Origin of the sequence: Paratractidigestivibacter faecalis, from assembly GCF_003416765.1 — a bacterium.
GTDB lineage: Bacteria > Actinomycetota > Coriobacteriia > Coriobacteriales > Atopobiaceae > Paratractidigestivibacter > Paratractidigestivibacter faecalis.
Genome location: NZ_QSNG01000001.1, coordinates 162922 through 176299 on the forward strand (window position 1 = coordinate 162922; position 13378 = coordinate 176299).

General features: G+C 63.3%; 14 protein-coding genes. 9 read left to right on the forward strand and 5 right to left on the reverse strand.

Going from position 1 to position 13378, the window contains the following annotated elements:
• Positions 1-74 precede the first annotated feature (74 nt).
• The 5 genes from DXV50_RS00670 (at position 75) to DXV50_RS00690 (ending at position 5558) form a co-directional block, all read left to right on the forward strand.
• A complete protein-coding gene (locus tag DXV50_RS00670) occupies positions 75-1988 on the forward strand; it encodes a BglG family transcription antiterminator (protein ID WP_117204319.1) in 1914 nt (637 codons plus the stop codon).
• Positions 1985-2311, forward strand: a complete 327-nt coding sequence (locus DXV50_RS00675; protein WP_198666366.1) for a PTS lactose/cellobiose transporter subunit IIA — start codon at positions 1985-1987, stop codon at positions 2309-2311. The genes DXV50_RS00670 and DXV50_RS00675 overlap by 4 nt, the downstream gene beginning before the upstream one ends.
• An 80-nt stretch (positions 2312-2391) precedes the next feature.
• A complete protein-coding gene (locus tag DXV50_RS00680; protein ID WP_117204320.1) occupies positions 2392-2697 on the forward strand; it encodes a PTS sugar transporter subunit IIB in 306 nt (101 codons plus the stop codon).
• Positions 2698-2792: 95 nt separating this feature from the next.
• The gene (locus tag DXV50_RS00685; RefSeq protein WP_117204321.1) at positions 2793-4088 is read left to right on the forward strand and encodes a PTS sugar transporter subunit IIC; all 1296 of its coding nucleotides are present in this window, start codon (positions 2793-2795) and stop codon (positions 4086-4088) included.
• Between the two features lie 57 nt (positions 4089-4145).
• On the forward strand, positions 4146-5558 hold the full coding sequence (locus tag DXV50_RS00690) for a 6-phospho-beta-glucosidase (protein WP_117205933.1): 1413 nt from the start codon (positions 4146-4148) through the stop codon (positions 5556-5558).
• A gap of 137 nt (positions 5559-5695) precedes the next feature.
• Here the strand turns inward: DXV50_RS00690 and cysE are convergent, their stop codons facing one another.
• From cysE to DXV50_RS00710, 4 genes are all read right to left on the reverse strand, one after another.
• Positions 5696-6292 (reverse strand): serine O-acetyltransferase, encoded by a 597-nt coding sequence (gene cysE / locus DXV50_RS00695; RefSeq protein ID WP_117204322.1) that lies wholly within the window; start codon positions 6290-6292, stop codon positions 5696-5698.
• Entirely contained in the window at positions 6292-7203 is a 912-nt protein-coding gene (gene cysK / locus DXV50_RS00700) for a cysteine synthase A (protein ID WP_117204323.1), read from the reverse strand. The genes cysE and cysK overlap by 1 nt, the downstream gene beginning before the upstream one ends.
• Before the next feature lie 230 nt (positions 7204-7433).
• Positions 7434-7868 carry an aminoacyl-tRNA hydrolase gene (gene pth2, locus DXV50_RS00705; RefSeq protein WP_117204324.1) on the reverse strand — a complete coding sequence of 145 codons (435 nt, stop codon included), beginning with the start codon at positions 7866-7868 and terminating at the stop codon, positions 7434-7436.
• Positions 7869-7901: 33 nt separating this feature from the next.
• Positions 7902-9080, reverse strand: a complete 1179-nt coding sequence (locus DXV50_RS00710; protein ID WP_117204325.1) for a cation diffusion facilitator family transporter — start codon at positions 9078-9080, stop codon at positions 7902-7904.
• Positions 9081-9529: 449 nt separating this feature from the next.
• Between DXV50_RS00710 and DXV50_RS00715 the strand changes: the two genes are divergently transcribed.
• From DXV50_RS00715 to DXV50_RS00730, 4 genes are all read left to right on the forward strand, one after another.
• Positions 9530-10003: a prepilin peptidase gene (locus tag DXV50_RS00715; RefSeq protein WP_157966937.1), complete on the forward strand. Its 474-nt coding sequence runs from the start codon at positions 9530-9532 to the stop codon at positions 10001-10003.
• A 65-nt stretch (positions 10004-10068) separates the two neighbouring features.
• Complete coding sequence (locus DXV50_RS00720) at positions 10069-10911, forward strand: HAD family hydrolase (RefSeq protein WP_117204327.1); 843 nt, start codon at positions 10069-10071, stop codon at positions 10909-10911.
• A 50-nt stretch (positions 10912-10961) separates the two neighbouring features.
• Positions 10962-11831: a methylenetetrahydrofolate reductase gene (locus DXV50_RS00725; RefSeq protein WP_117204328.1), complete on the forward strand. Its 870-nt coding sequence runs from the start codon at positions 10962-10964 to the stop codon at positions 11829-11831.
• 11 nt (positions 11832-11842) lie between these two features.
• Complete coding sequence (locus DXV50_RS00730; RefSeq protein ID WP_117204329.1) at positions 11843-12562, forward strand: vitamin B12 dependent-methionine synthase activation domain-containing protein; 720 nt, start codon at positions 11843-11845, stop codon at positions 12560-12562.
• Between the two features lie 17 nt (positions 12563-12579).
• On the opposite strand, the gene DXV50_RS00735 is transcribed toward DXV50_RS00730, so the two are convergent.
• On the reverse strand, positions 12580-13341 hold the full coding sequence (locus DXV50_RS00735) for an IclR family transcriptional regulator (protein ID WP_117204330.1): 762 nt from the start codon (positions 13339-13341) through the stop codon (positions 12580-12582).
• Positions 13342-13378: the final 37 nt, after the last annotated feature.

Sequence of the window (13378 nt, forward strand, 5' to 3'; positions counted from 1 at the left end):
CTTCGGGCGATGGAGACCTTGCCTGCCTTGACCTATCGTCTTACCCGTAAGCATCGGATCGGGAGGAGGCGAAGATGGACAGGTCGCATAAGCTCGTCGAGTACTTGCGCTCTCATGCCAGCGTTGACGCCTCCGACCTGTCGGATCTCTTTGCCGTTGGCGAAAGAAGCGTCCGCTCCTATGTGAGAGAGGCAAATGCGGCCCTTGTCGGCATCGCGTCCATCGAGAAGCGTTGGGGCGGCACCTATGAGCTCCTGGTGACCGATGACGATGCCCTCAAGACGTGGCTTGCCGACGAGGCCGCTCCTCGGGCAGGGCTGCAGACGCGTGAGGAACGGGTTGCCTATCTGCTGGACGACCTTCTCCACCGCATCGAATGGATAACGCTCGACGATCTGAGCAAGCTCGTCTACGTGTCGAAGACCTCCCTCTCGCGAGACATCAAGGACGTCGAGAAACACCTCTCGCATTACGGCCTTTCCATTGAGCGAAAGCCCAGATATGGCATCAGGGTGTGTGGCCCCGAGGAGGCGCGTCGGCTGTGCATGGCAGGGCTTGTCGTCGACGGGCTCTCTGGTGGTGCCAAGACTCGCTCGAGACTCTCTCGTGTTTCCGCCTGCATCGACCGAGTGGTTGATCGAGACGGCTTTCACGTTAACTCGGCTGCATATCAGAACCTCGTGGTCCACATTGCGGTTGCCTTGGGACGGATTAGCCATGGCTGCTACGTTCCCATGCCCGAGGACAGGCTTGTGGCGATTGAGGCGGGCGAGGCCTTCTCTGTTGCCCGGGACCTGGCGGCGGAGGTCTCCCGCGAGTTTGACGTGGACCTGCCGAGGGAAGAGGTAGGCTACATTGCGCTTCACCTGGCGGGACGCAGGGTTCTCGACCAGGACCAGCGGCCCGATGGCGGGGGTCTCGTCATCTCTGACAAGACCTGGGCCGTGGTCGATGAGATGCTTGCTGCCGTGAAGTCAGTATTTGGGTTTGACTTTGCGGATGACCTGGAACTTCGGATGAACCTGGCTCGTCACGTCGAGCCGCTTTCCATCAGGCTGACCTGTTGCATGCGTATCGAGAATCCGCTGCTTGCGGAGACCAGGGAACGATTTCCGCTGGCCTATTCCATGGCATCCGAGATGGCCGTTGTCCTTGCTTGCCACTACGGGGTTGCTCCCTCGGAGCACGAGATTGGCTACCTGGCCTTGCCCTTGATTCTTGCGATGGAAAGGCAGCGCAGCGCGCCCGTGAAGAAGAACATTCTGGTGGTATGCGCAAGCGGACAGGGTTCCGCCAAGTTGCTCGAGTATCGCTATCGTCAGGAGTTTGGTCGATGGATCGATACGGTGACGGCATGCGATGCGGCGCAGGTGTCAGACATCGACTTCAGACGGATTGACTACGTCTTTACCACTGTGCCTCTCGGCGTCGAGCTGCCGGTGCCCGTTCGCGAGGTGGGCTTCTTCCTGGACGACACCGAGGCCAGAGACGTAAGGCGCCTGCTCCAGTGGACACGGGCTCCCGCTGGGTGGATCGCATCGTTCTTCCCCGAGGACCTGTTCTTCGCCGATCTGGACGTTTGGACTAAAGACGAGGCCCTTGACCGACTCTGCGTCGAGGTCTCCTCTCGTCGCGCCCTTCAAGGGGACCTGCGCCTGCTGGTGGGGGAGCGAGAAGGACTTGCCCAGACGTCCTTTGGCAACGCCGTGGCCATGCCTCACCCCACCAGGCCAATAGCCACGACGACGTTTGTGGCCGTGGCCACGCTGAGGCGAGAGGTCGACTGGGGCGGGCATCCGGTCAGGGCGCTCTTTCTGACCTGCATATCACCCGGGGGAGACGAGAGACGTCAGGCGTTCTATGGGACCCTGGCCAGGACTCTTCGCAGCAGCGAGCTCATAGGACGGCTCCTGGAGACGCCTGAGTACAAGACGCTAATTCAGATTTTGATTGAAGCGGAGAAAATGGAGATTGGAGACCAGCCATGATTGACGAGAAGCAATACGAGACTGCGATGGGCATCATCACCAACGCCGGAACTGCGAAGTCATGCGCGCTTATGGCGATCGACGAGGCAGCCGAGTCAAACTTCGAGGAGGCCGAAAAGCTGCTCGCCGAGGCCTCTCGGAGCATGCACGCAGCTCATGACGCGCAGATGGACATGATTAGCTCCGAGGCGAAAGGCTCGTCCGTCGATCTGAGCCTCATCCTCGTGCATGCGGAGGACCATCTCACCATGGCCATCGTGACCAGCGACCTTGCCGCACGCATGGTCGAGTTGTATCGGAGGCTCGCCGCGAGCGCCGACTAGATTCAAGGTTTCACCAAACGGGGCATACGGCCGATGCTCCGATTGACATTCGTTGGACAAAGAAGAGAAGGAGAAGAGGCATGAACATCATGCTCGCATGCTGCGCTGGAATGAGCACCTCGCTCGTTGTCGCGGCCATGCAGGAAAGCGCAAAAAAGCAGGGCAAGGACTACCACATCTGGGCCGTCGAGCAGGGTCAGATAGAGGATGAGGTGGGCAATTTCGACGTCTTGCTGCTTGGACCCCAGGTTCGTCACATTTTTCGTCGCGTTACCGCCATCGTCGGCGACAAAGCCCCCGTTGCCGTCATTGAGCCGACCGCATATGGGCGTTGTGACGGCGCGGCGGTTCTCAGGCAGGCAGAGAGCCTGGTCAACGGCAGGTAGCCGCAGCGCTCCGACAGTATCGCGGAGCGAAACCCCTTAATCAGACAACTCAATACAAGGACAATCGCACCTCTCGCACAAAGGAGGCATACCTCATGCTTGACAAGTTTACGGACTGCATGGAGAGAGTCCTCGGTCCCGTCGCCGACTTTATGAGCTCCAACAAGTACATCTGTGCCATCACCAGCGCCTTTACCATGCTCGTCCCAATGGTGATCGCAGGCTCCTTCGCCTTCATGCTCCAACTGTTCCTCTGCTCAGAGAAGTCCGGTCTCGCCGGCCTTGCCGGCTTTGAGTGGCTTGCCGGCTTCAGCAACGTCTTTTCTGTCGTCAACTTTGCCTGCATCTCCTGCATGGCACTTTGGGTCTGCGGGCTCATCGCCTATTCGCTGGGCAGCTCCAATGGGCAGAAGCCCATCATCTGCGCGGTGATTGCGATGATCTGCTTCATCGAGCTCCTTGATCCGGAGAACGTGGCCGGAAGCCTCGGTGCCTCGGCCCTCTTCCTGGCGTTCTTTGCGGGCATTTTCTCAACCGTTATCTTCAGCGCTCTCATGAAAGTCGAGAAGATCAAGATCAAGCTTCCCGACTCGGTTCCCCCAATGATTGCCGCTAGCTTTAACGCGCTCGTTCCCGCTTGGGCGACCATCGCCTTCTTTGGCCTGTTTGCCGGCGTCCTGTTTGCCACGACGGGAACCTTCATCAACACCATCATCTACAACGTCATCCAGCTTCCCTTCAACCAGGTCATTGGCTCCCAGCTCGGCGTGAGCATCGTCGTCGTGCTCTCCCAGCTGCTCTGGTGGTGTGGTATCCACGGTCACATGGCCATGAACGCCGTTGCCAAGCCTGTCCGCGTGGCCAACATCGCCGCCAACATCGCTGCCGTTGCCTCCGGCCTCGTCCCGCCCGAGTTCTATACGCTTGCCTTCGTGCACCTCTTCATCAATCTTGGCGGTGGCGGCATCGTCATCTCGCTCGCCCTGTCCATCCTGGCGTTCTCCAAGCGCAAGGACTACCGAGAGGTCACCAAGGTCTCCTTCGTTCCGTTGCTTTTCAGCATCTCCGAGCCCATGGTCTTTGGCCTGCCGATCATGCTGAACCCGACCTTCCTCATTCCCTTCGTCCTCGTGCCACTGGTCACCTGCAACATCGGCTACTATGCCATCACCTCCGGCTTCCTGACCGCCTCCTATGTCGAGTCCATAGCCGGCATGCCCATCGTCCTGCAGCAGTTCCTGGCCTTCAGCGGTCAGTGGCAGGCAATCTTGCTCGTTTTTGTCGTCATCGCGGTCGGCTTTGTCCTCTACACGCCCTTTGTCCTTCTCTCCAACAAGATTGCCGAGAAGGAAGGCCTGCTCGAGGACCAGGGCGCTCAGAGGGCGGAGTAGCTTATGGCTGACGAGACGGTCGCAGTCGGGCTCGCGGATGCGAGCGTTTCGAAGACGATGCCCGACAGCTTTCTTTGGGGTGGGGCCATAGCCGCCAACCAGGCCGAGGGCGCCCATCTCGAGGGAGGAAAGGGCCTTTCGATCGCGGACGTCCAGACGCCGGGTGCCTATCGGGTGCCGCGCGAAATCCACATGGAGTGCCGCGAGGGCGTCTACTACCCAAATCACACGGGAATCGACTTCTATCACCGGTACCACGGGGACGTGGAGCTCTTTGCCGAGATGGGTTTCAAGTGCTTTCGGACCTCCATTGACTGGGCGCGGATCTTCCCCAATGGTGATGAGGAGGAGCCCAACGAGGCGGGGCTGGCTTTCTACGACGGGCTTATCGACGACCTTCTTGCCCATGGCATCGAGCCCGTCATCACACTCTCGCACTATGAGACCCCACTGCACCTGGTGACCGAGTATGGCTCGTGGAGAAGCAGGAGGCTCATCGACTGCTTTGTGCGCTTCTGTGAGGTTGTCTTCAGGCGTTACCGGAACAAGGTCAGGTACTGGATGACCTTCAACGAGATAAACGAGGTATTCAACAAGGCCGTTCCCTTCAACCAGGCCGGACTCGTTTGGGCCGAGGGAGAGGATGTCAACAGGAGCAAGGTCATCGCGGCGCACAACATGTTCGTCGCGTCTGCTCGGGCGGTTAGCTTGGGTCACAAGATCAACCCCGAGTTCCGCATTGGCTGCATGGTCCAGTATCCGACCACCTACTCCAAGACATCGGCGCCAAACGATGCCGTTGCGAGGCGCCTGAACCAGATTGTCAACTGGTACTTCACCGACGTCATGGTCTTGGGTCGCTACACAAACCTATGCCGTCAGCAGCAGCGCAGGATGGGTGTGAGGCTCGAGGTCAGTGAGCAGGACGCAAGGGAGCTTGCCAATGGATGCGTCGACTTTATCGGCTTCAGCTACTACTATCCGGTGATGGCCAGCAGCCCGGATGGGGAGGAGCTCGTGAAGACGCGCGACAACCCCTTCCTCACCGCGACCGATTGGAACTTTCCGATCGACCCAGTGGGCCTGCGCGTCGCCTTGGACGAGCTTTACGACAAGTATCAGATTCCGCTGTTTGTCGTCGAGAACGGCATGGGTGCGGTGGACGTTATCGATGAGGACGGCAAGATCAGGGATGACTATCGCATCGAGTACCTTGCCCGTCACATCGAGCAGGTCAGAAAGGCTGTCAATGAGGACGGGGTCGACCTTATCGGCTACACCACATGGGGTCCCATCGACGTGATCTCCTGCGCCTCGGGCCAGATGAAGAAGAGATATGGCTTCATCTATGTCGATCGTGACGACGAAGGCAACGGAAGCCTCGAGCGGTCACGCAAGAAGTCTTTCTCCTGGTACAAGAAGGTCATCGCGAGCAACGGCGGAGACCTTGCGAACGACATCGACTACTGATTGGCTCCAGCCATTGTGCTGGGGGCCCGTCATCTGTCCGCGGTCCTAGCACATGGGAAGGCCCGGGCTGGCGTGGGGAGAGGGTCCACGTCAGCCCGGGCCTCGCTTGTTTGGTCGCGCGCCTGTCAGATGGGGGGTTACAGAGCGCAGGACCAGCGGATGTTCTCGTCGACGTCGGTGGTCTTTCCGGGGAGCTCCACCAGGCGAAGCATGGGACAGCGGTTCTCGCGCACCACGTGGGCGGGGTTGCCGGCCACGGTGGTGTCTGCCGGCACGTCGTGGACCACCACGGAGCCGGCGGCCACCTTGACGTTGTCTCCCACGTAGATGTCTCCCAGCACGATGGTCCCGGCGCCCACCATGACGTTATTGCCCAGGGTGGGGTGGCGCTTGCCGCCGTGTTTGCCGGTCATGCCAAGGGTGACGCTCTGGTAGATGAGGCAGTCGTCGCCGATGATGGAGGTCTCGCCAATGACGATGCCCATGCCGTGGTCAATCATGAACCTGCGGCCAATCTGGGCCGCCGGGTGGATCTCCACCCCGTAGCGCCTGCGCGTGTGTCGGGAGACGAGGGAGGCCAGCGTGTGGGCGCCGTGCTCCCAGAGCCAGTGGGCGCGGCGGTAGGCCCAGACGGCGTGCATGCCGGTGTGCCAGAAGATGACGTCCGCCGCCGAGTGCACGGAGGGGTCGCGCTCGATGACGCTGGCTATGTCCTCGCGGAGCGTGCCAAGCATTAGAGGTCCATGGAGAGGTAGCGCTCGCCGGTGTCGGGCAGGATGGCCACGATGGTCTTGCCGGCAAACTCGGGACGCTCGGCCAGCTTGATGGCGGCGGTCACAGCGGCGCCGGCGGAGATGCCCACCAGCAGGCCGGCCTTTTCGGAGAGGGACTTCTTGGTTGCGATGGCGTCGGGGGAGGAGACGGGCAGGACCTCGTCGATGACCTCGGCATCGTAGTTCTTGGGGACAAAGCCGGCGCCGATGCCCTGGATCTTGTGGCCACCCGGCTTGCCGCCGGACAGGACGGGGCTTTCGGCGGGCTCCACGGCCACGGCGTAGACCTCGGGCTTGTGCTCCTTCAGGAACTTGGCGGTGCCGGATATGGTGCCGCCGGTGCCCACGCCAGCGACAATGGCGTCGACGGTGCCCTCGGTGTCGGCCCAGATCTCGGGGCCGGTGGTCTCGTAGTGGGCACGCGGGTTGGCGGGGTTCACAAACTGGCCGGCAATGATGGAGCCTGGGGTGGCCTCGTAGATCTCGTCCGCCTTGGCGATGGCGCCCTTCATGCCGTCGGCGCCTGGCGTGAGGACGATCTCGGCGCCGTAGGCGGCCGCGAGCTTGCGGCGCTCGATGGACATGGTCTCGGGCATGGTGAGGATGAGCTTGTAGCCGCGCTCGGCAGCGACCATTGCCAGGCCGACGCCGGTGTTGCCGCTGGTGGGCTCGATGATGGTGCCGCCAGGGGCAAGGCGGCCGTTCTTCTCGGCGTCCTCGACGATGGCCTTGGCGATGCGGTCCTTGATGGACCCGCCGGGGTTGGTGGCCTCGTACTTGCCGAGGATGGTTGCGTTGCCATTGGCGAGGTCGGAGAGGTCCACGAGGGGCGTGGAACCAATGAGGGCCTCAATCTTGCGAGCAGTACGCATTCGGTGCCTCCTAGCTATGCAGCTTTTACTGGTTACGAGGTGGGCCGCCCGCGGGCGGTCGTGCTCGTTGCCCGGTAGGATGGCACGTATAAACCCCTCGCGCAAGTAGGAATTAGAAAAAACCTAGCACCGCAGTGGGAATTAACATTCCGGCAAAGCGCAAGGGCAGGGCGCCGGCGAGAAGTGCGTGCTTCTCGCCGGCGTTTGCGCAGGTGGCTATGGGTGTTGGCCTAGTAGAGGGGCAGATCTCCGGTGAGGGGGTCGATCTTCTCTGCGGGGAGCGGCTCAAAGGCCAGGCAGGTGAAGGTGGCCTCTCCGTGAAACTCCGTCATGCCCGCGTCGCGGATGAGCGCCACGGCAAAGCCTTCCTCGCGGCCGCGCGCGGCAAGGTCCAGAAGCGCCTCCTCGCCGTCCACGTAGACGCAGACCTTGGCCACGCCGGCGTCAAACCAGTCGGTGAGGGGGGAGCGGTCCTCATCGGCGTGGTCAACGTAGACCCAGTCCTGAGTTGCGCGAATCTGGTCGAGCCGTCCCTCACGGGCAAGGGCCATGAGGGTGGCTTCCACGCAGGCATGGCCCGCCTGGGCGGCAATCTTGCCCTTGCGCATCTTTAGGTCTCTCCTCATGACGATCATCTGCTTGGACTTGTAGCTCACGTTGGGCATGTGGCCTCCTGGGTCTGGGTGGTGCCTCCACGCCTACTGCGCGGAGGAGACGTAGCTGGAGTCTATGTTTATCACGCAGACGGCCTCGGGCCAACGCTCGGAGACGGTGGCCTGGATGCGCCGCTTGAGGTCGGCGTCGGTCATGGGCAGGTCGTGCGGGCGCACGCAGTCAAAGATGACGTTGGTGTGGGTGGGGCCTGGCACGCAGCGCAGGTCGTGGATGGAGAGGCGCGGGTCTATGCTGCGGACGTGCAGGTCAATCCAGTGGCGCATGTCCTTCACCTGTGGGTCGTCGGTGACGATGGGGTCGTAGTGCAGGGTCATGACCAGGCCCATGTCGCGCTTGAAGTCCTGCTCTATGTTGTCGAGCGTGTCGTGGGCGGCAAAGGGGTCCTCCTCGCCGGCCATCTCCACATGGGCGCTGGCAAACTGGCGGCCCGGGCCGTAGTCGTGGACCATGAGGTCATGCGTGCCCAGGACGCCTGGGTACGAGAGGATCTTGCTCCTGATCTGGTCGATGAGCTCCGGGTCTGGCACGCGTCCAAGAAGCGGGCTTATGGCGTCCTTCACCAGGCCAAAGCCGCTCCAACAGATGAAGATGCCCACTGCGAGGCCCGCCCAGCCGTCGAGGTCCACGCCCGTCGCCGCGGAGACTATGGCCGCCGCCAGGACGGCCGCTGAGGTGATGACGTCGTTTCTGCTGTCAGCGGCCGTCGCGGCCAGCGTCTCGGAGGAGATCTTGCGGCCGAGCGTGCGGTTGAAGGCGGCCATCCAGAGCTTGACCAGCATGGAGGCGACGAGCGCGATCACGGTTGCGACGCCAAACTCCGTTGCCTCCGGGCTGGCGATCTTTGCCACGGACTCCATGACCAGGTTCACGCCGATGGCGGTGACCAGGATGGCGACAACCAGGCCGGCCAGGTACTCAAAGCGCCCATGGCCGTAGGGGTGGTCCTCGTCGGCGGGCTTGCTGGCGAGCTTGAACCCCAGGAGGCTCACCACGTTGCTGGAGGCGTCCGAGAGGTTGTTCACCGCGTCGGCCACCACAGAGACCGAGCCCGTGGCTATGCCCACCGCGCCCTTGGCAAGGCACAGCGCCACGTTGCACGCAATGCAGACGATGCTTGCCACTAGGCCGTACCTGGTGCGGACCTGAGGATCTCCAACGTTCTCGGAATCTGGGACAAACGTCCTCACGAGCCAGCCTGTCATGCCGCTCCTCCTGCGTCAACTTGGCGTGTCAGTGGGCGAGAAGTATAGCCGCGCGGTCTGGAACCTCTGTTCTATAACTCGAGGTCACACATATTAAACAAGTCACCTTCGGCATACTCGGCGGACGGGTCTGCGGTCCGCGCCACCGCTCGCCGAAGAATGGCCGCCGCCTGCGGCATGGCCCCAGGCTTGCGCAACGCTGACGGGTTTCTTGCGGCCCCTCGCACGGTCTCCTCTCGTGAATGCCTGGGCGCTCTGCGGCCTTGGCGCCACCCGTGCAAGGACTTATGTCGTAAGCGTCCTGCCCCCGCTTGCAGGGGCAGGCGAATCCTGCGGTTTTGCGCGTCTGGCCCTCTCGGCACCGATGTTTGCCTTTGGGTAGCCTTCTTCCACCTCGCCGCGGCGGCGGGGCGGCAAGGGGTCCTTGCCACGTTGGGAGGGAGGCTCTCGTGGAGCTGATTAGGTGTGGGGCGGCGGCCCTTCTGGGCGCGGCGCTTGCCGTCGCGGCCCTGAGCGACCTTGCGTGGCGCATCATCCCAAACGGCTGCGTCGCGTCCGTCGCGCTCTCGTGGCTTCTGGTCTGCGGGTCAGGCGAGAAGGTTGTGGAGCGGCTCGCCGAGGGCGTCGCCGGGGCGCTTGTCGTGCTTCTTCTGATGCTTGCCGCCGCGAGGCTGGGCGTTGCCCTGGGGCGAGGCGCGGGGGTCGGCGGGGGAGACGTCAAGCTCCTGGCGGCCTCGGCGCTTTGGGCCGGGCCCGTCTGGGGGCTTGCGCTGGTGGGGGCCTCCTGCGCGGTGGGGCTCTGCGCCCACGGGGTGGCGTGGCTGGCCAGAAGGGCCTTCTACCCGGATGCCGTGGTTGCGGGCGGCATCCCGCTTGGCCCCTCCATAGCTGTCTGCCTGTTGGTCTTTGTCCTGGGGCCGTAGCGCCCCACGTCCGCTAGACTCGGGTGTGCGGCCGAGCGGCGGCCGCCCAAACCCTGGGAGGTCCCATGATCAAGCTCGTGCTCTCCGACCTTGACTCCACCCTGCTCTGGCAGGGAGACCAGCACATAGCCACGCCCTTTGCCCTCGAGGCAATCCACGCGCTCCAGGATGCCGGGGTCCACTTTGCCCCGGCAACCGGCCGCATCTACCGGGACCTCGACGTCATGTTTGCGGGGGACTCCCGTGCCTATTCCACGGCGGTCACGAGCAACGGGCAGCTGGTCTACCTTGACGGCGAGCTCGTGGACTCGACGCCCATGGCCCGGGAGGGGCTCGAGGGCGTCCGCCATGCCCTGGCGGACGTGCCTGACGCCTACCTGGTGGTGGAGTACGGTGGCCAGAAGATGGCCGTGGACGCGCCCCTGGACTTTGTCCTGGCGCACCCGGACAACTTCTGGCACGTGGAGCAGGTGCTCCCCGAGGTTCCCAACGAGCCCTGCTTCAAGGCCAACGTGCGTGTGACCTCCAAGGACTTCTCACGTGCTCTTGAGGTCAGGGACGCTCTTGCGGCCCGGTTTGCCGCCATGGAGTTCACCTGCCCCATGCCTGGGGTGGGCCACCTGGACCTCACGCCCAAGGGGTTTGGCAAGGAGCACGGCGGAGACTTCCTCATGGAGCGGCTGGGCCTCTCCCCGGACGAGGTCTGCTGCTTTGGAGACGCGGAGAACGACCTCGGCCTCCTCTCGCACTACCCCAACTCCGTCGCGGTGGCAAATGCCGTGCCCGCCGTCAAGGAGGTGGCGCGCTGGCACGTGGGCCCCGCCAACGAGGAGTCCGTGGCCCATGCGCTTCTGGACATTGCCCGGGCCGCCGGCGAGGGATGCATGCCCTCGTTCATGCGCCCGTAACCCGCGTGGGCTACCATGCCAGCACCGTATGACCAGAAAGGCCTAGAAGAATGAAGATTACCGACAAGCTCGCAGCCAGGCAGACCTTCTCGTTTGAGATCTTCCCGCCCAAGGGAGACCTCCCCCTCGAGAAGGCCTATGAGGTGGCAAGCGCCCTTGCCCAGGACAAGCCTGACTGGGTCTCCGTCACCTATTCCGCAGGTGGCTCCGGCAACTCCGAGAACACGGTGCCCATCGCCGCCTCCCTCGAGCGAGACCTTGGCGTGACGGCCCTGGCGCACCTCACCTGCCTGGGCTCCACCAAGGCCGACGTCGACGCCTACGTTGCCCAGCTTCACGAGTCTGGCATCCAGAACGTGCTTGCGCTGCGCGGAGACCGCCGTCCCGGCCGCGAGGCCAAGGACTTCTCGCACGCGTCCGACCTCATCACCTACCTGCGCGTCCAGGACCCTGACCTGTGCATCGGCGCGGCGTGCTACCCGGAGGGCCACGTGGAGTCCCCGGACGTTGAGGAGAGCTACCACAGCCTCTACCTCAAGCAGGAGGCGGGTGCGGACTACCTGGTCACGCAGCTCTTCTTTGACAACGAGGACTTCTACCGCTTCCGCGAGCAGTGCCTGCGTCACCGCGTGAAGCTGCCCGTTGTGGCCGGCATCATGCCCTTCACCAGCGTGAAGCAGATCCAGCGCATGGCCTTCACCTGCGGCGCCTCCATTCCCGCCAAGGTGGTCAAGCGCCTCGTCCACGCCGGGGACGACCCCGCAGACCAGGCGCGCGCGGGCATCGAATACGCCTGCGAGCAGCTTGAGGACCTTGCCGCAAACGGCGTGGACGGCCTGCACATCTACAGCATGAACAAGCCGGCCATTGCGCACGCCGCCTATGAGGTGCTCGCGGGCTGCGGTTACCTGGCCCGGTAGGGGAGAAGCGCGTGGCGCTCACCGTCGAGAAGTACGAGGTGGTCTCCGTCGATCGGGCGGAGGTCCTTCGCTATATGGGCTACGCCGGCCAGAGGCTCACAGACGAGCTCGACGCGCGTATCGACGAGGTCGTGGCGCGTTGCCTCGCCGTCGCGCGACCCGCGGGGGCGTGGGAGGTCTTCGAGGTGGCCGGCCGAGAGGTGACGGGCGAGGGCGTGCCCTCGGTCCAGCTCGCGGGCGCCTCTTTGCGGCTCGAGGGCGAGTCGATCCAGAAGCACCTGGCGGGCGCCGTTGCCGTGGGCGTCATGGCGGTAACGGTGGGCATGGGTGTCGAGCGCGAGCTCAGGAGGCTTTCGCTCACCGACCCCGTCGCGCAGGTGATCTTCGACGCGGCGGGCACCACGGCGGTCGAGCGGGCTGCCGACGCCTGCGAGGCGAGCATCGTTGCCGCGGCGCACGATCGGGGGCTCTACACGAACTTCCGCTTCAGCCCCGGCTACGGGGACATGCCGCTCTCCGCGCAGCCGGTGCTGCTGGCCACGCTCGACGCGCAGCGCAAGCTCGGCATCACGCTGTCGAAATCACTGCTCATGACGCCGACGAAGTCGGTGACGGCTGTCGTCGGCCTCTTTGGTGAGCCGCAGCCGTCGAGCCACGCGAGTTGTTCCGACTGCCTCTGCCGCGATTTCTGCCGTATCCTGCGCACGGGCAGCCCTTGCTGGAAGCGCTGAGGAGCTTGACGGTTTCTTTATATAAGAGCAGCTTCGAGGCGGTCCTTGGCGTCGGTTAGCGCCTGTTTAATGAGGTCTTTCTTTGCTGCGTCGAGGCGGTATGCGGGCACCGAGACGCTCACGCCGAAACAATGCCCGTTGCTCCTGTGGATGGGCACGGCGAGGCATTCGACTCCCTCGAGCACCTCCTGGCGGTCGTGCGCGAACCCCGTCGCCCGCGTCTCGGCAAGCTGGCCGAGCAGCTCCTCGGGCGTTTTCACGGCGTGCTCGGTGGGACGCTCGAGCGGCAAAACAAGCGAGTCGATTGCCTCGGCGTCGCTCAGTTGGCTCAAAATCGCCTTGCCGATGGCGGTGCAGTGGGCTGGCAGCGTCTTGCCGATTTCAGACGAAAGGCGAATGCGCTGCGGGGAGTCGACTCGTGCGATATAGAGCACGCGCCCATGGTCGAGCGTGCCCGCCTGGCAGGTCTCGTTGCAGGTGCCGACCACGCGCCTCATCTCGCCCTCTATGAGCGGCAGTCCCATTGCGCCGCGGTCGAAAGCCTTGCTCAGCAGATAGGTGCGCAGCCCAATCGAGTAACGCATGGTGTCTTCGTCGTAGGCGATGTACTCCGTGTCTGCCATGGTGTGCAGGATGGGAAACAAGCTGCTTTTCGGCGCGCCGAGCTCGCGGCAGATCTCGGCCATGGTAAGGCCCTTCTGATTGGCGGCAAGAGCGTCGAGAATTGCCAATACCCTGAGCGTCGCGCGGTGCCCCGCGGTTTCTTCCGAAATTGCCATTCAAGCTCCTTAGTCATTTTTAGCTATCTTAACGCTC